The organism is Brevundimonas sp. NPDC055311 (assembly GCF_053645695.1).
In genome coordinates, this window is the sequence record NZ_JBSHMV010000002.1 from 728,866 (window position 1) to 752,698 (window position 23,833).

The 23,833-nt window shown below is 70.0% G+C and carries 29 protein-coding genes; 18 read left to right on the forward strand and 11 right to left on the reverse strand.

Features of this window, described 5'->3' with window-relative positions:
- Positions 1-156: 156 nt before the first annotated feature.
- Positions 157-1,002, forward strand: coding sequence for a hypothetical protein (locus tag ACWIDZ_RS09300; protein WP_453987810.1), 846 nt, complete (start codon positions 157-159; stop codon positions 1,000-1,002).
- 110 nt (positions 1,003-1,112) lie between these two features.
- Here ACWIDZ_RS09300 and ACWIDZ_RS09305 read toward each other — a convergent pair whose 3' ends face one another.
- Positions 1,113-1,784, reverse strand: coding sequence for a DsbA family oxidoreductase (locus ACWIDZ_RS09305; protein WP_453987809.1), 672 nt, complete (start codon positions 1,782-1,784; stop codon positions 1,113-1,115).
- Positions 1,785-1,895: 111 nt separating this feature from the next.
- Between ACWIDZ_RS09305 and ACWIDZ_RS09310 the strand changes: the two genes are divergently transcribed.
- Both ACWIDZ_RS09310 and ACWIDZ_RS09315 read left to right on the forward strand, forming a co-directional pair.
- Positions 1,896-2,831: a nucleoside hydrolase gene (locus ACWIDZ_RS09310; RefSeq protein WP_453987808.1), complete on the forward strand. Its 936-nt coding sequence runs from the start codon at positions 1,896-1,898 to the stop codon at positions 2,829-2,831.
- Positions 2,828-3,673 carry a ribokinase gene (locus ACWIDZ_RS09315; RefSeq protein ID WP_453987807.1) on the forward strand — a complete coding sequence of 282 codons (846 nt, stop codon included), beginning with the start codon at positions 2,828-2,830 and terminating at the stop codon, positions 3,671-3,673. The genes ACWIDZ_RS09310 and ACWIDZ_RS09315 overlap by 4 nt, the downstream gene beginning before the upstream one ends.
- 11 nt (positions 3,674-3,684) lie before the next feature.
- On the opposite strand, the gene ruvB is transcribed toward ACWIDZ_RS09315, so the two are convergent.
- The 7 genes from ruvB to ACWIDZ_RS09350 all read right to left on the reverse strand — a co-directional run bounded on the left by ruvB (position 3,685) and on the right by ACWIDZ_RS09350 (position 8,812).
- Complete coding sequence (ruvB, locus tag ACWIDZ_RS09320; protein WP_453987806.1) at positions 3,685-4,716, reverse strand: Holliday junction branch migration DNA helicase RuvB; 1,032 nt, start codon at positions 4,714-4,716, stop codon at positions 3,685-3,687.
- Between the two features lie 10 nt (positions 4,717-4,726).
- Positions 4,727-5,353, reverse strand: coding sequence for a Holliday junction branch migration protein RuvA (ruvA, locus tag ACWIDZ_RS09325; RefSeq protein WP_453987805.1), 627 nt, complete (start codon positions 5,351-5,353; stop codon positions 4,727-4,729).
- Positions 5,350-5,862, reverse strand: a complete 513-nt coding sequence (ruvC, locus tag ACWIDZ_RS09330; protein ID WP_453987804.1) for a crossover junction endodeoxyribonuclease RuvC — start codon at positions 5,860-5,862, stop codon at positions 5,350-5,352. Before ruvC ends, ruvA begins: the two co-directional genes overlap by 4 nt.
- 58 nt (positions 5,863-5,920) lie before the next feature.
- On the reverse strand, positions 5,921-6,643 hold the full coding sequence (locus ACWIDZ_RS09335; protein ID WP_291777307.1) for an MgtC/SapB family protein: 723 nt from the start codon (positions 6,641-6,643) through the stop codon (positions 5,921-5,923).
- A 59-nt stretch (positions 6,644-6,702) separates the two neighbouring features.
- The gene (locus ACWIDZ_RS09340; RefSeq protein WP_453987803.1) at positions 6,703-7,404 is read right to left on the reverse strand and encodes an MgtC/SapB family protein; all 702 of its coding nucleotides are present in this window, start codon (positions 7,402-7,404) and stop codon (positions 6,703-6,705) included.
- Positions 7,397-7,915: a hemerythrin domain-containing protein gene (locus ACWIDZ_RS09345; protein ID WP_346486016.1), complete on the reverse strand. Its 519-nt coding sequence runs from the start codon at positions 7,913-7,915 to the stop codon at positions 7,397-7,399. The genes ACWIDZ_RS09340 and ACWIDZ_RS09345 overlap by 8 nt, the downstream gene beginning before the upstream one ends.
- 123 nt (positions 7,916-8,038) lie before the next feature.
- Positions 8,039-8,812, reverse strand: a complete 774-nt coding sequence (locus ACWIDZ_RS09350) for a YebC/PmpR family DNA-binding transcriptional regulator (RefSeq protein WP_291777318.1) — start codon at positions 8,810-8,812, stop codon at positions 8,039-8,041.
- 128 nt (positions 8,813-8,940) lie between these two features.
- On the opposite strand from ACWIDZ_RS09350, the gene ACWIDZ_RS09355 reads away from it, so the two are divergent.
- The 12 genes from ACWIDZ_RS09355 (at position 8,941) to ftsH (ending at position 20,082) form a co-directional block, all read left to right on the forward strand.
- Positions 8,941-9,150: a hypothetical protein gene (locus tag ACWIDZ_RS09355; RefSeq protein ID WP_291777321.1), complete on the forward strand. Its 210-nt coding sequence runs from the start codon at positions 8,941-8,943 to the stop codon at positions 9,148-9,150.
- Positions 9,151-9,314: 164 nt separating this feature from the next.
- Positions 9,315-9,671 (forward strand): hypothetical protein, encoded by a 357-nt coding sequence (locus tag ACWIDZ_RS09360; RefSeq protein ID WP_312220599.1) that lies wholly within the window; start codon positions 9,315-9,317, stop codon positions 9,669-9,671.
- Between the two features lie 3 nt (positions 9,672-9,674).
- A complete protein-coding gene (ybgC, locus tag ACWIDZ_RS09365) occupies positions 9,675-10,130 on the forward strand; it encodes a tol-pal system-associated acyl-CoA thioesterase (protein ID WP_346520039.1) in 456 nt (151 codons plus the stop codon).
- 124 nt (positions 10,131-10,254) lie between these two features.
- Positions 10,255-11,007 (forward strand): protein TolQ, encoded by a 753-nt coding sequence (tolQ, locus tag ACWIDZ_RS09370; protein ID WP_453987802.1) that lies wholly within the window; start codon positions 10,255-10,257, stop codon positions 11,005-11,007.
- Between the two features lie 3 nt (positions 11,008-11,010).
- Positions 11,011-11,472, forward strand: a complete 462-nt coding sequence (locus tag ACWIDZ_RS09375) for an ExbD/TolR family protein (RefSeq protein WP_291777333.1) — start codon at positions 11,011-11,013, stop codon at positions 11,470-11,472.
- A 6-nt stretch (positions 11,473-11,478) separates the two neighbouring features.
- The gene (locus ACWIDZ_RS09380) at positions 11,479-12,300 is read left to right on the forward strand and encodes a hypothetical protein (RefSeq protein WP_453987801.1); all 822 of its coding nucleotides are present in this window, start codon (positions 11,479-11,481) and stop codon (positions 12,298-12,300) included.
- 267 nt (positions 12,301-12,567) lie between these two features.
- The gene (tolB, locus tag ACWIDZ_RS09385; RefSeq protein WP_291777339.1) at positions 12,568-13,941 is read left to right on the forward strand and encodes a Tol-Pal system beta propeller repeat protein TolB; all 1,374 of its coding nucleotides are present in this window, start codon (positions 12,568-12,570) and stop codon (positions 13,939-13,941) included.
- Positions 13,942-14,093: 152 nt separating this feature from the next.
- Positions 14,094-14,648, forward strand: a complete 555-nt coding sequence (gene pal / locus ACWIDZ_RS09390; RefSeq protein ID WP_291777342.1) for a peptidoglycan-associated lipoprotein Pal — start codon at positions 14,094-14,096, stop codon at positions 14,646-14,648.
- A 106-nt stretch (positions 14,649-14,754) separates the two neighbouring features.
- Entirely contained in the window at positions 14,755-15,903 is a 1,149-nt protein-coding gene (locus tag ACWIDZ_RS09395; RefSeq protein WP_453990138.1) for a DUF3667 domain-containing protein, read from the forward strand.
- 43 nt (positions 15,904-15,946) lie between these two features.
- Positions 15,947-16,795, forward strand: coding sequence for a tol-pal system YbgF family protein (locus ACWIDZ_RS09400; protein WP_338576740.1), 849 nt, complete (start codon positions 15,947-15,949; stop codon positions 16,793-16,795).
- On the forward strand, positions 16,795-18,087 hold the full coding sequence (tilS, locus tag ACWIDZ_RS09405; RefSeq protein ID WP_453990141.1) for a tRNA lysidine(34) synthetase TilS: 1,293 nt from the start codon (positions 16,795-16,797) through the stop codon (positions 18,085-18,087). The genes ACWIDZ_RS09400 and tilS overlap by 1 nt, the downstream gene beginning before the upstream one ends.
- 42 nt (positions 18,088-18,129) lie before the next feature.
- Positions 18,130-20,082, forward strand: coding sequence for an ATP-dependent zinc metalloprotease FtsH (ftsH, locus tag ACWIDZ_RS09410; protein ID WP_312220300.1), 1,953 nt, complete (start codon positions 18,130-18,132; stop codon positions 20,080-20,082).
- Positions 20,083-20,161: 79 nt separating this feature from the next.
- On the opposite strand, the gene rnk is transcribed toward ftsH, so the two are convergent.
- Both rnk and ACWIDZ_RS09420 read right to left on the reverse strand, forming a co-directional pair.
- Positions 20,162-20,569 carry a nucleoside diphosphate kinase regulator gene (gene rnk / locus ACWIDZ_RS09415; protein ID WP_291777357.1) on the reverse strand — a complete coding sequence of 136 codons (408 nt, stop codon included), beginning with the start codon at positions 20,567-20,569 and terminating at the stop codon, positions 20,162-20,164.
- 30 nt (positions 20,570-20,599) lie between these two features.
- Entirely contained in the window at positions 20,600-20,773 is a 174-nt protein-coding gene (locus ACWIDZ_RS09420) for a hypothetical protein (RefSeq protein WP_343830550.1), read from the reverse strand.
- Between the two features lie 260 nt (positions 20,774-21,033).
- Here ACWIDZ_RS09420 and folP point away from each other — a divergent pair, with 260 nt between their 5' ends.
- Entirely contained in the window at positions 21,034-21,864 is an 831-nt protein-coding gene (gene folP, locus ACWIDZ_RS09425) for a dihydropteroate synthase (RefSeq protein WP_453990143.1), read from the forward strand.
- Here the strand turns inward: folP and ACWIDZ_RS09430 are convergent.
- The gene (locus ACWIDZ_RS09430) at positions 21,861-22,328 is read right to left on the reverse strand and encodes an SRPBCC domain-containing protein (RefSeq protein ID WP_453990145.1); all 468 of its coding nucleotides are present in this window, start codon (positions 22,326-22,328) and stop codon (positions 21,861-21,863) included. The two genes, folP and ACWIDZ_RS09430, sit on opposite strands and share 4 nt — an antisense overlap.
- 126 nt (positions 22,329-22,454) lie before the next feature.
- Between ACWIDZ_RS09430 and ACWIDZ_RS09435 the strand changes: the two genes are divergently transcribed.
- Together ACWIDZ_RS09435 and thiD are read left to right on the forward strand one after the other, a co-directional pair.
- Positions 22,455-22,799, forward strand: coding sequence for a DMT family transporter (locus tag ACWIDZ_RS09435; protein ID WP_291777365.1), 345 nt, complete (start codon positions 22,455-22,457; stop codon positions 22,797-22,799).
- A 116-nt stretch (positions 22,800-22,915) separates the two neighbouring features.
- A complete protein-coding gene (gene thiD / locus ACWIDZ_RS09440; protein ID WP_346486000.1) occupies positions 22,916-23,698 on the forward strand; it encodes a bifunctional hydroxymethylpyrimidine kinase/phosphomethylpyrimidine kinase in 783 nt (260 codons plus the stop codon).
- The last annotated feature ends 135 nt before the right edge of the window (positions 23,699-23,833 follow it).

A 23,833-nucleotide genomic window follows, 5' to 3' on the forward strand; every position in this document is an offset into this window, starting at 1 on the left:
ACTTAGGCGAACAATCATATTTCTCAAGGGTCGCATCTCCATGGTTTGCCAAGATCTGAGCCCTCCGGCGCGGCACGCCGCGAGCATTCCATCTGTCCCGTCCGATCCTGACGCACCCGTCCTCCATCCTCCGCCTTTCAGGCAGGAGGCGGCGCGATGGACGATCAGGCTTCGGGCGAGCGGGAGAAGGATTGGCATGAGGAGGCGCCACGCATCATCGCCTCCGGCCGGTGGGAGCAGGACGAGTACGGCGACACCACCTACATCCCCGACCATGTGCGGCCCTCGACCGCCGAGCGGGCCGAGACGGCTGAGGCCCCGCGCGGCCATTACTGCGAAGACCCGGCGCCGCGGGACGGCTATCGGGTCCGCTCCGAGGCGGTCTGGGCGGCGGCGCGGCGCGACTATCTGGCCGGGGATACGGCCGAGGCCGTCTGCGACCGCTATGGGGTGAAGCTGGGGACGCTGCGGTCCCGCGCCGCGCGCGAGGGCTGGCGCCGCTGCGACGCGGAGGACTCAAGCTCTTGGCCAGACCCCTGGCCCGACGACGACGATACGGTCGAGGATGCGGCGGCGGACGCTCCCGATCTGGCCGCGATGGCGGCTCAGGCCCTGATGCGGCTGAACCGGGCGGTGCGGCGCGGCCGGGCGGCCGAGGCGGCGTCGTGGCTGCGCACCTGGCGGGCGCTGACCGATCCGACCCTGCTGGCCGTCGCTGAGCCGGAAAGCCCGCCGCCTGCGCCCAAGCCCGACCCGCTCGATACGCTGGAAGCCGACATGAAGGCGGTCGCCGCCGTCGCCCGCGACGCCGCCCGCCTGGCCCCCAACGACCACGCGGGTCGCCGCGCCGTCGAGGCCCGCATCAACGCCCTCAGCGCCCGCCTCGCGCCGGTAGGAGAGGGGGCGATTTCAGACGATTCAGACGAATTGGACTCTGTTTTTCCCGACGAGGCGACGCCGCCTCCCGATCCTTCTCCCCTTGCGGGAGAAGGTGGCCCGTAAGGGCCGGATGAGGGGTCTCTCACCGGCCGATACATGGGGCGGACACGGCGTCGCCACCCCTCATCCGTCCGGCTTCGCCGTCCACCTTCTCCCACAAGGGGAGAAGGAAACTACGCCTTGCCCGCGATCTCGCGCAGGGCGTTGACGAAGACCTGCGTCGGCTGGCCGCCGGAGATCAGATACTTGTCCTCCACCACCACGGCGGGGACGGAGGTGATGCCCCGCGCGCGCCACAGGGCCTGCGCCGTGCGGACCTCCTGCATATAGCGGCCGGACGCCAGCACCTCGGCCGCCTCGGCGCGGTCCAGCCCGGCGGCCTCGGCGGCTTCGGTCAGGACGCCCGCGTCCGAAACGTTGCGGCCTTGCGTGAAGTGGGCGCCGAACAGGGCGTGCTTCAGCGCCGCCTGCTTGTCGGGCGCGGTCAGGCCGGCCCAGTGCAGCAGGCGGTGGGCGTCGAAGGTGTTCCACATGCGGCTGTCGTCGCGGAAGTTCATCTCGACCCCGACCTCGGCGGCGCGGGCGGTGATGGCGGCGCGGTTGGCGGCCGACTGTTCGGGGGTGGAGCCGTATTTGCGGGCCAGGTGCTCGCCCATGTTCTCGCCCTCGGGGGCGATGTCGGGGTTCAGCTCGAACGGCTGGAACGTGATGTCGGCGGCGATCCCTTCGCCCTGGAGCCGCTCCAAAGCTTGTTCGAGCCCGCCCAGCCCCACAGCGCACCAAGGGCACATGACGTCGGAGACGAAGTCAATCTTCAGCGGCTTGAGCGGGGCGGCGTCGGTCATGGCGGCGGCTTTCTGGAACAGCGTGTGTGACGAAGCATATGGGCGCGAGGCGGAAGGAGGCAAGGCGCGCCGGGCATTGATTCACGGCCTGCCAAACGGCACACCGGATCGGTGAAACAGAGCCTGATCATTGATTGCGACCCCGGCGTGGACGACGCCACGGGGCTGCTGACCGCCTTCGCCTCTGCTGACCTCGACCTGTTGGCCGTGACCACGGTCGGGGGCAACGTCAGCGCCGAAAAGACCGCACGCAACGCCCGCATCCTGCGCCAGATCGCCGGGCGCGAGGACGTGCCGGTGTTCGCGGGCGCCGACCGCCCTCTGCGCCGCGATCCGGCCGGGGCGGGCGAGTTCCACGGGCTTGAGGGGCTGGGCGACCTGACCCCGTTCGAGCCCGCCGCGCCTGTGGCCGAGGGCACGGCGGCTGAGGCGCTTGTGCGGCTGGTGATGGCGCAGCCTGCGGGGTCGGTGGCGCTGGCCATCATGGGGCCGATGACCAATCTGGCGCTGGCCCTGCGGGCCGAGCCGGCGATGGCGGCGCATCTGGGGCCGGTCGTGGCCATGGGCGGCGCGCGCTCGGAAGGCGGCAACATCACCGCCTCGGCCGAGTTCAACATCTGGGCCGACCCGGACGCGGCGGCCGAGGTCTTTGCTTCGGACTGCCGCATGATCGTCATGGGGCTGGACGCCACCCATCAGGTGCGGGCGACCGAGGAACGGATCGCGGCCATCGAGGCCCTGCCCACGGCCTCGGCCCGCACGGCGGCGGCCATGCTGCGCTTCTCCCAGCGGGTGGAGCGGCAGGTGGTCGGCTGGGACGCAGGGCCGCTGCACGACCCCTGCACCGTCGCCTGGCTGCTGAAGCCGGAGCTGTTCGAGCTGACGCCCTGCCGCATCGCGGTGGAGACGGACAGCGACCTGACCCGCGGCCACACTGCGGTCGAGTTCCGCGTCGACGTGGCCGGGGCGAACCATTTCTGGGCGAGGAAGGCTGACGCGGCCGGGATCTTCGCCCTGATCACGCAGAGGCTGGGAGAAGGCGCATGAGGATCACCGTCGTCGGCTCGATCAATCTGGATATGGTGGCGGCGGCGCCGTCCCTGCCTGCGCCGGGCGAGACGGTGACGGGGGCCGCCCTGTCGCGCCATCCCGGCGGCAAGGGCGCCAATCAGGCTCTGGCCGCGCGTCGGCTGGGCGCCGAAGTCTCGCTGATCGGCCGGGTCGGCGACGACGAGATGTCGGGCGCGGCGGTGGCCCTGATGCTGGCGCACGGCGTCGACCTGTCGGGGGTGGAGACGGACATCGCCGCCCCGACCGGCGTGGCCCTGATCACCGTCGATCCGACCGGCGAGAACCAGATCACTGTGGCCGCCGGCGCCAACCACTTCGTCACGCCGGAGCAACTGCCCGCCCGGATCGAGACGCCGCTGATCGCCCAGCTGGAGCTGCCGATCGAGACGGTGGAGGCGGCGGTGGGCCGGGCGACGGACTTCGTCTGCGTGAACCTGGCGCCCGCCGCGCCGGTGTCGGAGGCCCTGTTGCGCCGCGCCGACCTGCTGGTGGTCAATGAGACGGAGGCCGCCTTCTACGGCGACGCCCTGCACGTCGGCGGCGGGCTGGTGGTCGTGACCAAGGGCGCGCGCGGGGCGGTCATGTATCGGCGCGGGGTGGCGATGGCCTGGGCCACGCCGCCGCGCATCACGGCTGTAGACGCGGTGGGGGCGGGCGACGCCTTCGTCGGGGCGATCGCCGTGGCCCTGCTGGAGGGCATGGAGCCGGACGCCGCGCTTCACTTCGCCTGCGCCGCCGGGGCGCTGGCGGCGACCCGGCCGGGGGCGCAGCCGTCGCTGGGCGACCGCGCCGAGGTCGAGGCCCTGATGGCGGGGTAGGGGTGCGGCCTCTACTTGCCGAACAGGTCGGGCGGGGGAACGGGCTGCGCTTGCGGCGTCTCCAGCCCCAGATGTTCATAGGCGCGCGCGCAGGCCATGCGGCCGCGCGGCGTGCGCTGGATGAAGCCCTGCTGCAGCAGATATGGCTCGATCACGTCCTCGACGGCGTCGCGCGCCTCGGCGATGGCGGCGGCCAGGGTGTCCATGCCGACCGGCCCGCCGCCGTAGTTCTCGATCAAGGCCTTGAGGAAGCGGCGGTCCAGGCTGTCCAGCCCGGCCTCGTCCACCTCCAGCCGCGCCAGCGCCCGCGCCGCCGCCAGCCGGTCGATGGCGGTCCCTTCCGCGTCGGCGAAATCCCGCACCCGCCGCAGCAGGCGCCCGGCGATGCGCGGGGTGCCCCGCGCCCGGCGGGCGATCTCCATGGCCCCGTCCTCGGTGATGGCGGCGCCCATCTTGCGCGCCGCTCCCCGGATCACCGCCGTCAGCTCTTCGGGCGTATAGAACTCCAGCCGCAGCGGAATGCCGAACCGGTCCCGCAACGGCGTGGCCAGCAACCCCGCCCGCGTCGTCGCCCCCACCAGCGTAAAGGGCGCCAGGTCGATGCGCACGCTGCGCGCCGACGGCCCCTCGCCGATGATCAGGTCCAGCACATGGTCCTCCATCGCCGGATAGAGAATCTCCTCCACCTGCGGAGCCATGCGGTGGATCTCGTCGATGAACAGGACGTCGCGCGGCTCAAGATTGCTCAGGATCGCCGCCAGATCCCCCGCCTTGGCCAGGATGGGGCCGGAGGTGGCGCGAAAGCCCACGCCCAGTTCGCGCGACACGATCTGCGCCAGCGTCGTCTTGCCCAGACCCGGCGGTCCGAACAGCAGGACGTGATCCAGCGCCTCGGATCGCCCGCGCGCCGCGTCGATGAAGACCTTCAGATTGCCCTTGGCCGCCGACTGGCCGACGAACTCGGACAGGGTCTGGGGCCGCAGGGCGCGGTCGTGCTGCTCGCCGGGCGCGGGGGCGGGCGAGATGATGCGGTCGTCGGTCATGCGGCGCCCCTCACCGTCCCAGCTCCTGCAGGGCCGTACGGATGACCAGCGGCAGTTCGGCCTCCTCGCCCAGCTTGATCAGGGCGTGATCGACGGCGCGGCGGGCGTTGACCTCGGCGATGCCCAGACCCAGCAGGGCGGCGACCGCCTCGCCGGTAACGCTGGGCGGCGGAGGGGCGGCGACGGCGGCTTCGGCGTGGACGCCCGGCGCGCTGGGGGCGAAGACGCCGTCGGTCAGGCTCTTGCCCTTCAGCTCGGTGACGATGCGCAGGGCCAGCTTGGGCCCCACGCCGTTGGCGCGGCCGACGGCGGCCTTGTCCTCGCGCGCGACGGCGGCGCCCAGTTCAGCGGGCGGCAGCACGTCCAGCACGCCCAGCGCCGCCTTCGGCCCCACGCCTTGGATGGTCTGCAGGAGGGTGAAGACCTTGCGTTCGTCGCGGGTCAGGAAGCCATAGAGACGCGGCCCCTGATCCTGGCTCCACTGGCTGTGAATGAACAGGGTGGTCTCGTCGCCCGGCGCGGGCAGACGGCCCAGCGTCCGCGCCCCGCAGGTGGCGACATAGCCGACCCCGCCGCAGTCGATCAGGCATTCCGCCTCGCCGACCTCGGCCAGAATTCCACGCAGACGGCCGATCATGCCGCGCCTCGCACCGCGACCGCCTTGAACCGGCGATGATGGGCGTGGGTGACGGCCACGGCCAGCGCATCGGCGGCGTCGGCCTTCACATCGCCTGAGGCTGGCAGCAGGCGTTTGATCATGAAGGCGATCTGGCTCTTGTCCGCTTGCCCGGCCCCTACCACCGCCTTCTTGATCAGGCTCGGGGCGTATTCGGCCACGGAAAGGCCCGCCCGCGCCGGGGCCAGCATGACCGCCGCACGCGCATGGCCCAGCTTCAGCGTCGAGGCCGGATTGACGTTGACGAAGACCTCCTCGATCGCCGCCTCGTCGCAACTATAGGCGGCGCAGACCTCGCCCACCTGCTCCAGCAGATGCAGCAGCCGCTCGGAGAAGGGCGCCTTGTCGTCGGGCGCGACGACGCCGTGCGCGATCCAGCGCAGACGGCTGCCCTCGCTTTCGATGACGCCCCAGCCGGTGCGGCGCAGGCCGGGGTCCAGCCCCAGGATCCGAGTCGTTTCGTTCGCCATCCGTTCCTATTGCCCCAAAGAGGGTTAGCGAACAATGACCGGGCGGCCGGTCGCCGGCTCAATCGTCTCTGGGCATCACCGAGAAGCCCGCCAGACCCGCCTGTTCGCCCAGGGCGTGGGACAGGGCGTCGACCTTCAGCGGCATCGGGCCGCGCGCCTTGACGTGATGTTCGTGGATCTGGCCGTCGGGGCTGACGACGTGGCCGATGCGCGTGGGCTTGAGGCCGTTCTCGGCCAGAAGGGCGCGCAGGACCTTCTCGGCCGGCGCTGCGCCGCGCGTCCAGCGCAGGGTGACGTCCATCACGCCGACATGCGGCAGGCGCGCGTCGAGAAAGCGCAGGATGGCCAGCACCAGCAGGGTCGCGCCCGCCGCGATCAGCCCCAGCTTCCATAGGCCGACGCCGAACATCACCCCGATGGCCGAGGTGGTCCACAGCGACGCCGCCGTGGTCAGGCCGTGAACCGAGAAGCGCTCGCGGAAGATCACCCCGGCGCACAGGAAGCCGATGCCGGTCAGTATGCCGTGCGCCATCCGCGTCGGGTCGATCACCAGCCGCTGCTCGGGCAGGGCGACGAAGGCCCAGCTGGCCTGATGCATGGCCGCCAGCATCAGGACGCAGGAGGTCATGCAGACCAGGATGTGGGTGCGGAAACCCGCCGGATGGCCGTGATAGGTCCGCTCGATGCCGATCAGCCCGCCCGTGACCATGGCCGAAGCCACCGGCGCCATCAGGCTCAGCTCCTCGACGCCCCAATGCGTCACGCCCCAGTCGATCGCCATGGTCCAAACGCTCCCAACGACCGCTCAGGTTGAACCGCGCCGGGGCGCCCGGCAAGCCGTCAGTCGTCGCGCGGGTCCAGCACGTAGCCGCAGACGGCGGGCAGGGCGGCCAGCCGCGCCGACAGGGTCTTCAGCGCCGCCTCGCCCTCGGCGCGGACGCGCCAGCTGCGACGCACCACGGCGCCGTCGTCGATCAGTTCGAAACGGTCATGCGCGGGCGCCGGATCGACGGCGCGCAGGGCGGCTTCGACCTCGACCTCGGGCGAGGGAGCGTCCCGGCGCCAGCGCACCTCGACGTCGGTCAGGGTGCGGTCGGGCAGGCGCGCGCTGACCAGTCTCAGCGCGACCAGGATCAGGCCGGTGATCACCGTCCCCGCCGTCCCCAAGGCGAACAGCCCCGCCCCGAACAGCAGGCCGATGGCCGAGGTGATCCACAGCGAGGCCGCCGTCGTCAGGCCGTGGATGGAGAAGCCGGTGCGGAAGATCACGCCGGCGCACAGGAAGCCGATCCCCGTCAGCACCCCGTGGGCCATGCGGGTGGGGTCGGTGACGATGTTCTCGTCCGGCAGGGCGCGGAAGGCCCAGTCGGCCTGGGTCATGGCCGCCAGCATCAGCAGGCAGGACGCCAGGCTGACCAGGATGTGGGTGCGGAATCCCGCCGGCCGTCCGCGCCACTCGCGCTCGAAGCCGATCATCCCCCCGGCGATCAGCGCCCCGGCGATGGGCAGGACGACGCCTTCAATCCAGGCGGCGTCAGCCATGTTTCTCGACGTAGCCTTCCGGGTCCTTGTTGACCGGCTTCACCCCGGTGATGTGGCGGGCCTGGAAGGCGGCGAAGCGCACGCCCAGGTCGTGCCGCGTCTGCAGATCGGCGTTCAGGCGGAAGTCGGTCAGCCCCTGCCGCTCCTCTTCGCCCATGTGCTTGGAGTTGATGACGTTGGCCTCGCCGATCGCATCGAACCAGGCCTTTGCGCCCACCTTGTGCGCCGCCACCGCCTTGACCGCGTCGCGCAGCTTGTTGTGGTCTTCGATGGCGTCCTCGGTCTCGCCCTCGACCGTGCCGTCCTCGGCGTCGTTGGCGCCTTCGCCCAGCTTCAGAAGTTCGGGATAGAAATGCCGTTCCTCGGCTTCCGCGTGGGCGTCCAGAAAGGCCGACAGCCGCCCCCAGACCGCCTCCAGCGCCTCGACGTCGCTCGCGTCGATCTCCTCGATCAGGGAGAAGAGTCTTCGCTGTTCGGCGTGGTCGTCCAGGATCAGTTGGGTGATGTCCATGAGCACGGGCTCCTTGCAGCAAGGCTTGAGCTGCTAGAAGCCTCCGGACTCAGGTCCGGTTCCTGATCCCTCGACGCGCTCCCGCAGGGGAAGGGCGTCGAGGTCAGGATCTTGGCGTGCGGATCAGCCCGCGAACTTGGCCGCGTCCTCGTCCGAGACGTTCTCGTTGGAATAGACCTGCTGCACGTCGTCCTCGGCGTCCAGCGCGTCGAGCAGCTTGAACAGGACGCCGACGGGGTCGCCGGTCAGGTCGATCTCCGACTGCGGCTTCCACACGATGGCGGTCGACTTGGGATCGCCCAGCACCTTGGACATGGCCTCGGCCACCTCGTTCAGGTCCTCGAAGGCGGTCCAGATGGTGTGGCCCGGCGCGTCTTCATAGATGTCGGGCTTGACCAGATCGCTCTCGACGTCCTGGGCGCCCGCCTCGATCGCGGCCTCCATGACGGCGTCCTCGGTGCCCGCTTCGGCCGGGTAGTCGATCTTGCCGACCCGGTCCCACATGAAGGTGACCGAGCCGCTTTCGCCCAGGGCGCCGCCGTTCTTGGCGAAGGCCGAGCGCACGCCCGAGGCGGCGCGGTTGCGGTTGTCGGTCAGGACCTCGACGATGATCTGGACGCCGCCGGGGCCGCGGCCCTCATAGCGGATCTCCTCCATCGCATCGACTTCGCCGCCGGAGGCCTTCTTGATGGCGCGCTCGATGTTGTCCTTCGGCATCGATTCGGCCTTGGCGTTGTTCACCGCCAGACGCAGGCGCGGGTTCATCGCCGGGTCGGGCATCCCCGACTTGGCCGCCACGGTGATTTCCCGTGACAGGCGCGAAAAGAGCTTGGAGCGGACCGCGTCGGCGCGGCCCTTGCGGTGCATGATGTTCTTGAATTTGGAATGGCCGGCCATGGAGTCGCTCGCCCGAAGTCAAATATGCTGGAGGGCGCCCTTTACTGGATGCCGCTTCCTCTGTCACGAGAGGGGGGAACCGCCCGAACGCGCCGGGGATTATGCGCAGGCAAGAATTGGAGACGCCGATGGCCGCCGCCGACGACACCTATCTGGACGACGCTTATGACGAGGGCATCGACCACGCCCACGCCGGCGAGATCGTCCAGTGGTACGCCAAGCGGCCTGTCACGGTGTCGACCGCGGCGGCCACGGGCTCGCTGGTCGGCGCCTTTGCGCTGGGCGTGCTGACCACCATCGGCGCCCTGGCGGTGCTGCGCCTCTACGATCGGGACTAGGCCGTTATCGGTTCGGACTGAACAACCCCCGTCCGCCTGACCGAAGAGGCGAGGGAGAACCGCGACTCTTTCGCAAAAAAGGCTTCACCTGCCCGGCGAAGCCGGTCATTCTTCCTGTCCGAGTAAGGAGGCCGCCCTTGGCGCATCCCCGCAGGATGGAGCGAATGATCGCCGTGCTCGGCGTGGCGGTCCTCGTGTTGGGCGGGTTCAGCCTCTACGCCCTGACCCAGGGCGCGCGCTTCGGACCGCGCCAGGCGACGGCGGCCGAACGCGCCCTGACCCAGGTGCGCGAGCAGATGGGGCCCCAGGCCGAGGTGCGGCATGTCGAGGCGGGACGCGGCCGCGCGGCCTGCGGCTATGCGGGGTTGAAGGGCAGCAAGGAGGCCGTGGCCTTCGTCTCGCGCCCCAATCGTATCCTGATGAGCCATGACCCCCTGAAGGGTGAGTTCGCGACGCTCAAATCGCGTTATTGTCCGGGCTTCGACGCCCCCGCGCCCGCAGCTGTCTCCGGCAAGAGTTGAATCATGATCGACCAACCCAGCGCCGGCCGCTTCGACGGCCGCGATCACCTGTTGCCCGTGCGGGTCTATTACGAGGACACGGACTTCACCGGCCTCGTCTATCACGCCAACTATGTCCGCTACTTCGAGCGGGGACGATCGGACTTCCTGCGCCTGGCCGGCGTCGGACACGTCGACCTGCTGGAGCAGGACGAGCCGCTGGCCTTCGTGGTGTCGGACCTGGCGATCAAATACCTGAAGCCCGCGCGGATCGACGACGCCCTGGTGGTGCGCACCCGCTATGAGGCGATCAAGGGGCCGCGCCTGATCATCCGCCAGACGGTCGAGCGCGGCGGCGAGGTGCTGTGCCGGGCCGACGTCACGGCCGTCTGCATCCATCTGGACGGGCGTCCGCGTCGCCCGACGAGGCGGTTGGTCGAACTGGTGACGCCCTGGCTGTCCGGCGAAGTCTCGCAATAACGAGGTTGTCAGCCTCAAGGCTGATGACGCGGGCCGCGACGCCCGTTAGACCCGCCGCCATGAAACCGCCACGACCGCCCGGTGCAACTGGCGGAATAAACGGACTCTTCGCCAAGGACCACGCATGACTCCGCCCGTCGACGCCTCCCTGCTGAATCCCATCGAGCTGTTCATGACCGCCGACTGGGTGGTCAAGACGGTGATGATCGGCCTGGCCGCGGCCTCGGTCTGGTCCTGGACCATCATCATCGACAAGGCCGTGCGCTTCTCGCGCATGAACGCCCGCGCGACCGAGTTCGAAAAGCAGGTCGAGAGCGGCCGCTCCCTGGAGGAGGTGGCCGCCCAGGCCGGACCCCAGCCCGCCGATCCTCTGCCGCGCATGCTGGTCCTGACCCTGCAGGACTGGCGCGAGGCCCGCGCGCGCGGCGCGATGACGGATACGCAAGGCTCCATGCTGATCGCCCGTATCGACCGCGCCCTGGATTCGGTCATCGCCCGTGAGAGCCAGAAGATCGAGAACGGCCTGGGCGTGCTGTCGGTGGTCGCTACCGCCTCGCCCTTCATCGGCCTGTTCGGCACGGTCTGGGGCATCATGAACGCCTTCGACAGCATCGCGGCGGCGGGCAACACCAATCTGACCACCGTGGCCCCGGCCATCGCCGAAGCCCTGTTCGCCACGGCCATCGGTCTGGCGGCGGCCATCCCGGCCTATATCGCCTTCAACGCCTTCTCGGCGTCGGCGGGCAAGTTCACCGGGCGTCTGGAGGCCTTCGCCGACGACCTGCAGGCCGCCATCGCGCGACGCCTGGGCGCGCCGGCGACCCCGCCGCCGCCTCCGCCGCCGTCGTCCGATCTGAACCTGCGCCGGGGCGCCTGATCCATGGCCATGGGTGGTGCAGGAGGCTCCAGCGGCGGTCGCGGTCGTCGCCGCGCGCGCAAGCGGCCGCTGAGCGAGATCAACGTCACGCCCCTGGTGGACGTCATGCTGGTGCTGCTGATCATCTTCATGATCTCGGCGCCCTTGCTGACGGTCGGGGTGCCGGTCGAGCTGCCCAAGACCGAGGCCAGCGCGGTCGAGACGACCGACAAGCCGGTCACGGTCTCGATCGACCAGAACGGCGCCATCTTCATCGGCGAGAGCGAGGTCCGCTGGGAGCAGCTGGCCCTGCGCGTGGCCGAAGAGGGCGGCGAGAACGCGCGCGACAAGGCCATCTTCATCCGCGCCGACGGCCGCGCCCCCTATCAGGCAGTAGCGCGGGTGATGGCGCGCCTGTCGGCTTCGGGCTTCACCAAGCTGAACCTGATCACCGACACCGCCGCCGACGAGCCGACGGAGGGCTGACGGACCTTGCGCCGCCCCAGTCCCGCCATCCTCGGCTCCATCGCCCTGCACGCGGGGGTGGTGGCGCTCGCCTTCGTGTCGTGGTCGTCGAAGGACGAGATGAAGCCGCTGGTGAATTCGGTGCCGGTGTCGATCGTCTCCGACGTCGAGATCGCCGCCGCTCCGGCCGACAATCCGCAGGAGGAGCCTTCTCTGGAAGACGGCGAGACGGCCCCCGTCGAAGCGCCGCCCGAGCCGACTCCGCCCGAGCCGGAACCCACGCCGCCGACGCCACAGCCGCAACCGCGCCCGACGCCGCGACCGACCCCCGCGCCGCCGGAGAAGAAGGCGCCGACGCCGCGTCCCACGCCTACGCCGCCTGAGAAAAAGGCGCCGGCGCCCCGGCCGGCGCCGACCCCGCCTGAAAAGAAGGCGCCCGCCCGTCCGGCGCCGGGGCTGGACCTCGACGCCCTGGCCGGGCCGCCGCGCCCGACCCAGAACCGCGGCCGGCCGGCGACGGGGCAGCAGGGGACGGGACAGGCGTCTCAGGCCACCGGGCCGCAGATCACGGCGATCTTCAATCAGGTCTATCCGAACTGGATTCTGCCTTGTGATATCCCCGGTGCGAACGAGCTCCGCATCCAGGTCGATCTCACCCTGTCGGCCGACGGGCGGATCACTCGGGGGCCGACCCTGGTGAATCCTCAGTCCAGCGCGGTCTATCGCGCAGCGGCGGACGGCGCCTTGCGGGCGCTTCGCCAGACCGCGCCCTTCGATGTTCCGGCGGGCTTCCCCGGCGGCGCCTATCGCCCGACCTTCAACACCGAACGCGCCTGCGCCAATCGGTAGGGTTTTGAACGCCGTCATCCTCCGGCAAGCCGCGAAGCGGCGCTGACCGGGGGACCCAGCGGCGCCCGCTGTGAAGATCGCCTTCGGCGCCGCTGGGTCCCCCGGTCTCGCTCCGCTCGCCGGAGGATGACGGAATGAGGCGGGCGGGACGTCGCCAAAGTCTGAAAGTCGCCCCATTCCGGGGCAAGCTTGTTTTTCGCAATCTGGTTTTTGTCATACGGTCTGGCGATAAGGACCGATGAGCCGTCCAACTTCAGGGAGCCCCCTATGCGTCTGCACCTTCTCCTCGCCTCGGCCGCCGCGGTCCTCATGGCGGGCCCGGCGACGGCCCAGACGCAACCTGCCGCCGCGCCGCAGCAGTCGGGTCCGGTCGAGGTCGAGATCGACCAGGGCGTGCTGCGCCCGCTTCAGATCGCCGTCGTGCCCTTCACCGGCCAGAACGGGTCGCAGATCTCGGGCGTCATCAGCGGCAACCTCAAGCGCTCGGGCTTCTTCGATCCGCTGAACCCGGCCAGCTTCATCGAGACCGGCCTGACCCTGGCCAATGCGCCGAACTTCCCGCAGTGGACCTCCATCGGCGCCCAGGCGGTGCTTTACGGCGGGGTGACGCCGCGCGCGGACGGGCGGATCGACGTGGGCTTCCGCCTGTATGACCCCTATCGCCAGTGCCAGCTGGTCTCCTACCAGTTCACCGCCACCTCCGAGCAGTGGCGCCGCATCGCCCACAAGATTTCGGATGTCGTCTATCAGCGCCTGACCGGCGAGGCGGGCTTCTTCGATTCGCGCGTCCTGTTCGTCTCTGAAAGCGGCACTCAGCTGAACAAGCTGTCGCGCCTGACCATCGTCGACCAGGACGGCTACAACCCCGTCTTCCTGACCCAGGGCGACGAGGTGATCATGTCGCCGCGCTTCTCGGCCTCGAACCCCGATGAAGTGACCTATGTGGCGCTGGGCAAGGACTATAGCCGCATCTACCTCTACAATCTGTCGACCGGGCGCCGCGAAAGCCTGGGCGAGTTCGACGGCCAGGTGCTGGCGCCGCGCTTCTCGAACGACGGGTCCAAGATGGCCTTCTCGATCATCCGGGGCGGCAACACCGACGTCTATGTGATGAACCTGCGCAGCCGCCAGCTCTCGCGCCTGACGACCGACCCCGGCATCGACACCTCGCCCTCGTTCAGCCCCGACGGGAATCAGATCGTCTTCACCTCGGACCGTTCGGGCTCGGCGCGGCTCTACACCATGCGGGCCGACGGCTCGGGCCAGCGCCCGATCAGCCGCGGCGGCGGCCTCTACACCGCCCCGGCCTGGAGCCCGCGCGGCGACCTGATCGCCTTCACCAAGCAGCAGGGCGGCCGCTTCCACATCGGCGTGATGAAGTCCGACGGCACGGGCGAGCGCATCCTGTCGTCCTCCTATTTCGAGGAAGGCCCGTCCTGGGCGCCGAACGGCCGCTACATCGCCTTCGCGCGCCAGAGCCCCGGCGGCGACACGCGGCTGTGGACGGTGGACCTGTCGGGCCGGGTGGTGTCTCAGGCCGGCTATGACGGACGCGGTTCGGACCCCGCCTGGTCGGGTCTGCTGGACGCCCCGCCGGTCAATCTGGGCATCGGCCAGGGGCCGGATTCCTGCCCGGCGTAACGCGGTTACGTTTTCGTGACATCGACCAGCGGAGCCGTTTGCGTAAACTGTGCGTTATCGCTGCTGGCGCGGGCCTTCGCGACGGGCTAGCAGGCCGTGTAAGGCCAAGCTTCAGGCCGCTGTTCTCGGACCCCAATCAAGGAGACGACCTTATGAAGACCTCCCATATGTTCAGGCTCGCCGCCGTGGGCGCGGCCGTGGCGGCGATGGCCGCCTGCGCTCCCAAGCCCAAGGTCGAACCGGCCGTGCCGGTCGAGCCGGCGCCGCCTGCCGGCCCGCAGTATCCGACCGCCCCGACCGGCCCCGTCAGCGGCGGCAACGTCGGCGCTCCGGCGCCTGGCTCGGAACAGGACTTCGTCGTCAACGTCGGCGACCGCGTCTATTTCGACCTCGACTCCTATTCGGTCCGCACCGAGGCCCAGCCGCGTCTGGACGCCCAGGCCGCCTGGCTGGCCCGCTATCCGCAGGTCACGGTCCGCATCGAAGGCAACGCCGACGAACGCGGCACGCGCGAATACAACCTGGCCCTGGGCGCCCGCCGGGCCGAGGCCGTGCGCTCCTATCTGATCAGCCGCGGCGTGCCCGCCGCCCGCATCGACACCATCAGCTTCGGCAAGGAACGTCCGATCGCGGAAGGCTCGAACGAGTCGGCTTGGGCCCAGAACCGCAACGCCCACACCGCCATCGTGTCGGGCGCGCCGCGCTAAGCCGTACGGCGAAAAAGCGACGGATGGAGGCGTCGGCGCAAGCCGGCGCCTCTTTTCTTTGCGCCCCGCCGCCGTCAAAGTCCGCCGCGAATCCGGGAGGGACGGCATGGATCTGGAAGCGGCAGGCGGAGCGGTGACGGCGGGCGTCATCGCCGGGGCGATCGAAAAACCGGGCGGCCGTGCAGGCGAGCCTCACGGCGCCTGCGCCGACTGCGGGGCCGAGGTCACGGGCAATTTCTGCTCCAACTGCGGCCAGGCGGCCCATGTCCACCGCACCTTGCTGCATCTGGGCGAAGAGCTGCTGCACGGGGTCATGCATTTCGATGGACGGCTGTGGCGCACCCTGCCGCTGCTGATCACGAATCCGGGGCGGCTGACGCGTGAATGGGTGCAGGGCAGGCGGACCCGCTACGTCTCCCCGTTGGCGATGTTCCTGTTCACCCTCTTCGTCATGTTCTTCGCCCTCAGCTTCATGCCGCATCAGGCGGTGACCCTGCCGTCCCTGCCGCAGCAGATCGAGGCGCAGAAGACGGCGATCGCCGAGGCGGAGCAGGTGGTCGCCGCCGCCCGACAGGAGGTCGCCGCGACAGAGGCCGTCGTCAGTCCTGCCGATGGTTCGCCCCCGCCGGTGGACAGCGGCGCCCGCGCGGGCGTCGCGGCCGGCGTCCTGGCCGGGGCCGAAGCGGCTCTCATCGGTGAGAAGGCCAAGCTGGAGCGTCTGCAGAAGGATGCGATCGAGGGCCGCAAGGACGGTCTGACGTCCGGCAGCTGGCAGGCGCAGGTGGCGGATGTCGCCGCCAGCCTCGGCACGGACGGCCAGACCAACGGCCTGACGAAGACGGTCGCCAAGAAGCTGAAGAACCCCGACCTGGCGCTCTACAAGCTGCAGCAGACCATCTACAAATTCGCCTTCCTGTTGGTGCCGCTATCGATCCCGTTTGTGGCCCTGATGTTCCTGTGGAAGCGGGGCTTCACCCTGTACGATCACGGGGTCTTCGTCCTCTATTCCCTGACCTTCATGTCGCTGCTGCTGATGGCGGTGGTGCTGGTCGCCACGACGCTGAAGGGCGCGGGCGCGGCGGCCGGGACGATCGCGGTCCTGATCGTGCCGGCGCACATGTTCGCCCAGCTGAAGGGCGCCTACAGCCTGAAGGTCTTTTCGACCCTGTGGCGGACGATCGCCCTGCTGATCTTCTGCGAGATCGCGGCGACGCTGTTCATCGTCTCCATCATCTATCTGGGCCTCGGACATTGATCGGGGCCTTGCCGTCGCCGCAAATCGATGGGACGACAGGACCATGCTGAAGACGCCATTCCGCCTCACCAAACCCGCCGTCCTGACGGCGATCGGCCTGACCCTGATCGGGGGCGCGGTCATCGCCCAGGTCCAGCCGATGGAGCCGGTCCAGTGGGACAAGCGCCGACTGGACCAACTGGACCGCAACGTTCGTCGCCTGGAGCGCGCCCTGACCCAGCGCAACGCCGCCGGTCAGCCCGTTCTGGTCGAGCCGGATCCCGAGGTCGTCGCCCTGCAGGGGCAGGTCTCCATCATGGAGCGCCGCCTGGGCGACGTGGAGCAGACCTTCCAGCGCATGAACGCCGACACTGAACGCCTGACCTTCCAGCTGGACGAGGCGACGCGCGAGAACACGCAGCTGAGCCGCCGCCTGCGCGACCTTGAAGGCCGCGTCGAGCGCGCCGAAAAGGCCGCCGAGGAAGCCGCCGAACTGAACGGGCCGATCGTCGCCAACTCGCCCACCGGCGATGCGGCGCAGGATCTTCAGGCGGCCATGCGCCTGGCCGGCGAGGACGCCGCGCGCGGCGGGCGCGCGCTGGAGACCGTCATCGTCACCTGGCCGAACACGCCCCAGGCGCGCGAGGCCAACAGCCGTCTGGGCGATCTGCACGTCGCCGCGCGCGACAACGCTTCGGCGGTCCAGGCCTACGCCGCCGCCCTGAACGGCTGGCCGCGCACGCCCTGGGCGCCCGAGACGACGCTGAAGCTGGCCGAGGCCCTGCGCGCCACCGACCGGGCGACCCAGGCCTGCGGCGCCCTGACCGAGTTCGGCCGCCGCTACGCCGAGGCGGCCACGGCGGCGCAGAAGACCCGCGCGACCCAGCTGCGGACGCGCGCCAGCTGCAACTGATGAGCGACCTGGCCGGCCGGGTCTTCACCCGGCTGGACGCGCGCCTGAACCATGCCGGACCTGAGCCGGTTACCCTGGCCCTGTCGGGCGGAGGCGACTCCCTGGCCCTGCTGGACCTCTCTGCCGAATGGGCCAAGGCGAGGGGGCGGCGCCTGCTGGCCCTGACGGTCGATCACAATCTCAACCCTGACAGCGCGGACTGGACCCGTTTCGCCGCCGAGGCCGCGCGCGCGGCGGGCGCAGACTGGCGGGGGCTGGTGTGGGAGGGCGCGCGCGGCGGGTCGGGCGTTCCGGCGCGGGCGCGAGCGGCGCGCCACGCCCTGCTGGCCGAGGCGGCGAGGGAGGCGGGCGCGCGCGTCATCCTGACCGGCCACACCGCCGATGATGTCGCCGAGGGCGACTGGATGCGGGCGGACGGCGCCACGCTGGGCCGGCTGCGTGATTGGTCGCCGTCGCCGGCCTGGCCTGAGGGGCGGGGACAGATGCTGCTGCGCCCGGTGCTGGATGAGCGGCGCGAGGCGCTGCGGGACCATCTGCGCGCGCGCGGCCTGACATGGTTGGAAGATCCCGCCAACGCCGACCTGCGTTTCGGACGAGGCAGGGCGCGCGCGGCGCTGGCGCAGGGTGAAAGCCCTGTCGAGCGCTCGGCGTCGGCGGCCGATGCGGGTGCGGCCTATGACCCGGGCGATCAGACTTGGGCCGGGGTTCTGCCTCTGTCGCGCGACCTGTCGGCATCGACGCTGGCCGCCGTGTTGCTGTGCGCGGGCGGCGGCGCGACGCCCCCGAGAGGCGACCGGCTGGCGGCGCTTCAGGCGAGATTGGCGTCCGGAGAGGATTTCACCGCCGTCCTGTGCGGCGCCCGCGTCGAGGCGTCAGGCGAGCGCGTTCAGGCGATGCGCGAACCGGGCGAGTGGAAGCGTCGTCCGCCTGCCTCTCTGGCCCTGACGCCGGGGCGGCCGGCCGTCTGGGACGGGCGTTTCGAGATCAAGACTGAACAGCCGGGTCTGCGTGTCGCAGCGGCGGCTGGACGGCTGGCGCAGTTGTCGGAGCGGGACCGCGCGGCTCTGGCGCCCCTGCCGCCCGCCGCGCGGGCCGCCGCGCCGGTGCTGATCAAGGGCGAAGGACGTCCTGTCCTGGCCTGGCGTGCGGCGGATGTCCGTGCGCTGGGCCTGCGTCGTCTGGCGCTCGCCCTGGCGGGTTTCGGGGGCGAAACGACGCAGGAAGACGGACTCTTTCAAACCCTTCATGGCGAAACGCCGCCGTCTGACCTATTTTCAGACGAAGACTGCTGATCGACGGGCCGAGCGCGGCCCCGTCGAGGAACCGAGGACCGAATGAACCTGCGCAATTTCGCCATCTGGGGCGTCATCCTTCTGGGACTGGTGACGGTCTACGCCGCGATCAGCCAGAACGGCGGCGCGCCCGCCATGCCCGGCGCCAAGGGCGCGGCGGCCGCCGGCCGTCCCGAGCCCATCACCTATTCCCAGCTGATGACCGCCGTGGAGCGTCAGGAGATCAAGTCGATCGTCGCGCGCGGCGAGACGATCACCGGCGTCTTCAAGAACGACAGCAAGTTCACCGCCGTGACGCCGGTGCCGAACGCCGAGCTGGTCGAGCAGATCCGCAAGTCCGGCGTCGAGGTCGAGACCAAGAGCACCCGTCAGCCGTGGTGGTCGGGTCTGCTGGGCCTGCTGCTGCCGGTGGCGCTGATCATCGGCTTCTGGCTGTTCATCATGAACCGGATGCAGGGCGGGGCGAAGGGCGCCATGGGCTTCGGCAAGTCCAAGGCCAAGCTGCTGACCGAGCACAAGGGCCGCAAGACCTTCGACGACGTCGCCGGCGTGGACGAGGCCAAGGACGAACTGCAGGAGGTCGTCGACTTCCTGAAGGATCCGGCCAAGTTTCAGCGCCTGGGCGGCAAGATCCCCAAGGGCGCCCTGCTGGTCGGCCCTCCCGGCACCGGCAAGACCCTGCTGGCGCGCGCCGTGGCGGGCGAGGCGGGCGTGCCCTTCTTCTCGATCTCGGGTTCGGACTTCGTCGAGATGTTCGTCGGCGTCGGCGCCAGCCGCGTGCGCGACATGTTCGAGCAAGCGAAGAAAAATGCTCCGTGCATCATCTTCATCGATGAAATCGACGCCGTCGGTCGTCACCGCGGCGCAGGTCTCGGCGGCGGCAACGACGAGCGCGAACAGACCCTGAACCAGCTGCTGGTCGAGATGGACGGCTTCGAGGCGTCCGAGAACATCATCCTGATCGCCGCAACCAACCGGCCCGACGTGCTGGACCCGGCCCTGCTGCGTCCCGGCCGCTTCGACCGTCAGGTCGTGGTGCCCAACCCCGACGTCTCGGGCCGCGAGCGCATCCTGCGCGTCCACATGAAGGACGTGCCCCTGGCCGCCGACGTCAACGTCAAGACCCTGGCGCGCGGCACGCCGGGCTTCTCGGGCGCGGACCTGGCCAACCTGGTCAACGAAGCGGCCCTGATGGCGGCCCGCAAGGACCGTCGCATGGTCACGCACCGCGACTTCGAGGACGCCAAGGACAAGGTCATGATGGGCTCCGAACGGAAGTCCATGGCCATGAACGAGGAAGAGCGCCGCCTGACCGCCTATCACGAGGCCGGTCACGCCATCGTCGCCATCAACGTCAAGATGGCCGACCCGGTGCACAAGGCGACCATCGTCCCGCGCGGCCGCGCTCTGGGCATGGTGATGCAGCTGCCGGAAGGCGACCGCTATTCGATGAAGTTCCAGCAGATGATCGATCGCATCGCCATCATGGCGGGCGGCCGCGTCGCCGAGGAGCTGATCTTCGGGCCGGAGAGCATCACCTCGGGCGCCAGCTCGGACATCGAACAGGCGACCAAGCTGGCGCGGGCCATGGTCACGCGCTGGGGCTTCTCCGAGAAGCTGGGCACGGTGGCCTATGGCGAGAACCAGGAGGAGGTCTTCCTGGGCCACTCGGTGTCGCGCAGCCAGAACGTCTCGGAAGAGACGGCCCGCATCATCGACGAAGAGGTCCGCCGTATCGTCACCGAAGGCTGGGAAGAGGCGCGCCGCATCCTGACGGAGAAGGCAGGCGACCACGAGAAGCTGTCCCAGGCCTTGCTGGAGTACGAGACCCTGTCGGGCGACGAGATCAAGGACCTGCTGGAGAACGGCCAGCCGCCCAGGCGCGACGACGACAACGACACGGTCGTCGGCCCGTCCCTGTCGGTTCCGGCCACGCCGGAAGACGAACCGGCGGCGGAGCCTCAGGCCGCCGCCCAGCCCGCGCCGAGCGCCTGAGGGCGATCGGGACGACGGATATGAAAAGGGGCGCGCCCGCCGGGCGCGCCCCTTCTTTTTTGTCCTGATGCGATGAGGCTCAGTTCGTCGCTTCGGGCTCCTCGAGCTTGACCAGGGTCAGCTTGCGCACGGCGCCGGAGGTGTCCGGCCAGGCGATCGACTGGCCTTCCTTCAGGCCGATCAGGCCGGCGCCGACAAAGGACAGGATGGAGACGCGGCCCGCGTCGATGTCGGCGTCCTTGGGCAGGACCAGCTGCACGCGGCGCACCTCGGGGCTGTGGTCGTCGGAGTAGTGCAGCCAGCGGTTCAGGGTGACGACGTTCTTGGGCATGGCCTTGGGCTCGCACACCTTGGCGCGGTCGAGCTCCTGTTGCAGCAGGCCGGCGGGGCCCGTGCCGGGCAGGTCGCCGACCAGGCGGTCCAGGGCGTCGAAGTCGTCGCTGCGAAGCGTGATGGCGGGCAGGGCGCCCTTGCGAGGGGTGGTCATGAAGAAAACTTTCTGGAAATTCGGGCGACGTCAGGCGGCTGAGGGGCCGTCATCGTCGGGATGTTCTGGATCGGTCGTTTCGTGATCGGCGGGCGACGCGGGCGGCGCGGCGGGCGCGATCGGCCTTCGAAACGGGATGATGTCGGCGCCGCGCGGCGCTTCGCCGGTGCGGCTCTCGTCCGTGATGTCTGGGCGGCGTGTCATGGCGCAAATCTTCGCGAACGGCCCCAGGCCGGCGCGGTCCTGCAGAATGAAGAGGTGGAAGTAGAGACTTTAAGCAACTGGGTCCCGTAGCGGGCGCCCGGCGCAGGGCGCACGGCGGGACCGCTACGGGTTAAAGGCCTTCGACGCGGCGTCCCGCGTGGGTGAGGCGTCGAGCCTGGCTGACGAAGCGTTCCATTGCCGTTAGAGGCTGGACCCAGGCGCGGTGAAAGTCAAACCGCGCTCTTCGGAGCTGCTGTCGCATGACCCATCAATCCCTCGTGAAGCCCCCGCTCGTCATGGGGATCGTCAACGTCACGCCGGACAGCTTTTCCGACGGGGGGCGCCTCGCCACCCATGAGGCCGCCCTGGCCCACGCCCTGAGGCTGATCGATCAGGGCGCCGACGTGCTGGACGTGGGCGGCGAAAGCACGCGGCCGGGCTCGGACCCGGTCGGCGAGGCGGAGGAGATCGCCCGCGTCGTCCCGCTGATCGCCGCCCTTCGCGCGCGGTGGGGCGGGGCGATCAGCATCGACACCATGAAGCCCGCCGTGGCCCGCGTCGCCGTCGCCGCAGGCGCGACGATATGGAACGACGTGACCGCGCTTCGCCACGCGCCCGACAGTCTGGCGACCGCCGCCCAACTGGGCTGCGAGGTAGTGCTGATGCATATGAAGGGGGCGCCCAAGACGATGCAGGACGACCCCCACTATGACGACGTCGTGTCCGAGGTCGCCGGGTTTCTGGCGGAACGCGCCGAGGCGGCTGTGGCGGCGGGGGTCGCGCGCGAGAAGATATGGCTGGACCCCGGCGTCGGCTTCGCCAAGACGACGGCGCATAATCTGGCGCTGACGGCGCGTCTGGACGCCCTGGTCGATCAGGGCTTTCCGGTGCTCTACGCCGCCAGCCGCAAGCGCCTCATCCAGGGGGTGGACGAAACGGCGACGGAGGCGACCGACCGCCTGGGCGGCTCACTGGCCCTGGCGCTGGAAGGGGCGCGACGCGGCGCCCGAATGGTGCGGGTTCACGGCGTGCGCGAGACGGTTCAGGCGTTGAAGATTCAGGCGGCGGTCGCGGCGGCGGCCCGGCCCTAGCGTTTCCAGTCCGGCGACACCTGATCGGGGAAGCGGTCGACGATGAAGGCCGGTTCGATCGCCCGCTCCAGCCACAGCTTGGCGCCGGCCAGCACCAGGGTGAAGCCCTCCATGGCGTCCAGAGCCGCCGCCACGCCTTCATCCGTCGCGGCGAAGCCCCGGTTGAAGATCTCGACCCAGCTCGTCCGGTCGCGCGCCTGGAAACGCCATTCGACCTCGGTCGGCTGATCGTCCAGATTCCAGTCGATGAGGATGCGGCTGTTGACCTGGACGTCCTTCACGGCGACGCGAGTGGACACGCCGTACATCCCCCAGGTCCACGTCGCCCTGGCGCCGGGCGACAGACGTCGGTCGCCGTGAGTGAACCAGAACCACGAGGTCACGGCGGGCTCGGTAAAGGCCTGGTAGACCTCATCGACCGGGCGGCGGATCAGCATTCCGGTGCGGACTTCAGGGGCGCGCATTCGATCCCGACCTCTTCAGCGACTGAGGCGGCAACGCACGCCGTCTCCAATTTGTTTCCCGAGACGGGCGCCGAGCAGCAGGCGAGGGCTCTTGTCTGGAGGCGCGCCATCCGCCATTCAGCCGCCATGTCTTGGCTTCTGTCTCTCAATCCCTGGCTGGTTCTCGTCGTGGCGGGGCTGTTCGAAGTGGGCTGGGCGTCCGGCGTGAAATACGTCGGGGTGCAGCGTCCGCTGATTTCCTTGGGGGTGGCCCTGGCGCTGGCCGCCAGCATGATCGGCCTGTGGGCGGCGACGCAGCGCCTGCCGGTCGGCACGGCCTACGCCGTCTGGACCGGCATCGGCGCCGTGGGCGCGGCGGTGATCGGGGTCGCCGTCTATGGCGAGCCGGCGACGGCGGTGCGGGCGGTCTGCATCCTGCTGATCGTCGCGGGCATCGTCGGGCTGAAGCTGTTTTCGGGCGTGACGGCATGAGCCAGGCCCAATCTTCTCAAGCCGTCTCCGGCCGCGCCGGAGAGAAGAAAGGCGCCAATCCCCCTCAAGCAGTCTCCGGCCGCGCCGGAGACGATAGGGGAACCAAAAAAGGCCGGGTGCTGATCCTGGCCGGCTCCGACTCCGGGGGCGGGGCGGGGATTCAGGCCGACATCAAGGCCGTGACCATGCTGGGCGGGTTCGCCGCCACGGCCATCACCGCCGTCACCGTTCAGAACACCCTGGGCGTCCACGGCGTCCATCCCCTGCCGCTCGACGTCATCGAGGCCCAGGCCAGGGCCGTGCTGGACGACATCGGCGCCGACGCCCTGAAGACCGGCATGTTGGGCTCGGTCGAGGTGGTCGAGACCGTCGCGGGTCTGATCGACTATGCGGCGGGCGTTCCGGCGGTGGTCGATCCGGTGATGATCGCCAAGGGCGGCTCGCCCCTGCTGGCCGAAACGGCGGTGGAGGCGGTGCGTCGCCTTATGGTTCCCCGCGCCTTTCTGCTGACCCCCAATGCGCCCGAGGCCGAGGCTCTGACCGGACTGGCGGTCGCCGATCTGGACGGCCAGCGTCGGGCGGGCGAGGCGCTGCTGAAGATGGGCGCGCGCGCCGTCCTCATGAAGGGCGGCCATGTGCCGGGCGCGACGGTCGTCGACCTGCTGCTGACCGCTGACGGCGAGACGGTGCTGGAGAGCGAGCGGGTCGAGACGCGCCACACTCACGGCACCGGCTGCACCCTGGCCAGCGCCTGTGCGGCGGGGATCGCCAAGGGGCTGCCTCTGCCGGTCGCGGTCGCGGAAGGCTGGGCCTATGTGGCCGAGGCCATCCGTCGCGCGCCGGGCCTGGGCCAGGGTCACGGCCCGCTGGACCACGCCTGGCCGGTGCGGGGCCGATAGCGCCCCCTCTCCCGGCGGGAGAGGGCTTGAGCGCACGAGAGCGAAGCGATCGTTCTTTGCGCGAAAGGGTGAGGGGCTTGTCCTGTCAGTCGGCGTCAGCCGTCGCACAACGGCCCTTGGCCGACTTCACCCGCG

Bases quoted from the DNA above. Each gene is read 5' to 3' on its own strand.
- rnk (WP_291777357.1), bottom strand. From the start codon at position 20,569: ATGACCACCCCTCGCAAGGGCGCCCTGCCCGCCATCACGCTTCGCAGC.
- tolB (WP_291777339.1), top strand. From the start codon at position 12,568: ATGCGTCTGCACCTTCTCCTCGCCTCGGCCGCCGCGGTCCTCATGGCG.
- ACWIDZ_RS09400 (WP_338576740.1), top strand. From the start codon at position 15,947: ATGCTGAAGACGCCATTCCGCCTCACCAAACCCGCCGTCCTGACGGCG.
- ybgC (WP_346520039.1), top strand. From the start codon at position 9,675: ATGATCGACCAACCCAGCGCCGGCCGCTTCGACGGCCGCGATCACCTG.
- ruvB (WP_453987806.1), bottom strand. From the start codon at position 4,716: ATGACCGACGACCGCATCATCTCGCCCGCCCCCGCGCCCGGCGAGCAG.
- ACWIDZ_RS09300 (WP_453987810.1), top strand. From the start codon at position 157: ATGGACGATCAGGCTTCGGGCGAGCGGGAGAAGGATTGGCATGAGGAG.
- ACWIDZ_RS09345 (WP_346486016.1), bottom strand. From the start codon at position 7,915: ATGGACATCACCCAACTGATCCTGGACGACCACGCCGAACAGCGAAGA.
- ACWIDZ_RS09340 (WP_453987803.1), bottom strand. From the start codon at position 7,404: ATGGCTGACGCCGCCTGGATTGAAGGCGTCGTCCTGCCCATCGCCGGG.
- ACWIDZ_RS09335 (WP_291777307.1), bottom strand. From the start codon at position 6,643: ATGGCGATCGACTGGGGCGTGACGCATTGGGGCGTCGAGGAGCTGAGC.
- ACWIDZ_RS09420 (WP_343830550.1), bottom strand. From the start codon at position 20,773: ATGACACGCCGCCCAGACATCACGGACGAGAGCCGCACCGGCGAAGCG.
- pal (WP_291777342.1), top strand. From the start codon at position 14,094: ATGAAGACCTCCCATATGTTCAGGCTCGCCGCCGTGGGCGCGGCCGTG.
- ruvC (WP_453987804.1), bottom strand. From the start codon at position 5,862: ATGGCGAACGAAACGACTCGGATCCTGGGGCTGGACCCCGGCCTGCGC.
- tilS (WP_453990141.1), top strand. From the start codon at position 16,795: ATGAGCGACCTGGCCGGCCGGGTCTTCACCCGGCTGGACGCGCGCCTG.
- ACWIDZ_RS09315 (WP_453987807.1), top strand. From the start codon at position 2,828: ATGAGGATCACCGTCGTCGGCTCGATCAATCTGGATATGGTGGCGGCG.
- ACWIDZ_RS09305 (WP_453987809.1), bottom strand. From the start codon at position 1,784: ATGACCGACGCCGCCCCGCTCAAGCCGCTGAAGATTGACTTCGTCTCC.
- ACWIDZ_RS09355 (WP_291777321.1), top strand. From the start codon at position 8,941: ATGGCCGCCGCCGACGACACCTATCTGGACGACGCTTATGACGAGGGC.
- folP (WP_453990143.1), top strand. From the start codon at position 21,034: ATGACCCATCAATCCCTCGTGAAGCCCCCGCTCGTCATGGGGATCGTC.
- ACWIDZ_RS09395 (WP_453990138.1), top strand. From the start codon at position 14,755: ATGGATCTGGAAGCGGCAGGCGGAGCGGTGACGGCGGGCGTCATCGCC.
- ACWIDZ_RS09435 (WP_291777365.1), top strand. From the start codon at position 22,455: ATGTCTTGGCTTCTGTCTCTCAATCCCTGGCTGGTTCTCGTCGTGGCG.
- ftsH (WP_312220300.1), top strand. From the start codon at position 18,130: ATGAACCTGCGCAATTTCGCCATCTGGGGCGTCATCCTTCTGGGACTG.
- ACWIDZ_RS09360 (WP_312220599.1), top strand. From the start codon at position 9,315: ATGATCGCCGTGCTCGGCGTGGCGGTCCTCGTGTTGGGCGGGTTCAGC.
- ACWIDZ_RS09375 (WP_291777333.1), top strand. From the start codon at position 11,011: ATGGCCATGGGTGGTGCAGGAGGCTCCAGCGGCGGTCGCGGTCGTCGC.
- ruvA (WP_453987805.1), bottom strand. From the start codon at position 5,353: ATGATCGGCCGTCTGCGTGGAATTCTGGCCGAGGTCGGCGAGGCGGAA.
- ACWIDZ_RS09350 (WP_291777318.1), bottom strand. From the start codon at position 8,812: ATGGCCGGCCATTCCAAATTCAAGAACATCATGCACCGCAAGGGCCGC.
- tolQ (WP_453987802.1), top strand. From the start codon at position 10,255: ATGACTCCGCCCGTCGACGCCTCCCTGCTGAATCCCATCGAGCTGTTC.
- ACWIDZ_RS09430 (WP_453990145.1), bottom strand. From the start codon at position 22,328: ATGCGCGCCCCTGAAGTCCGCACCGGAATGCTGATCCGCCGCCCGGTC.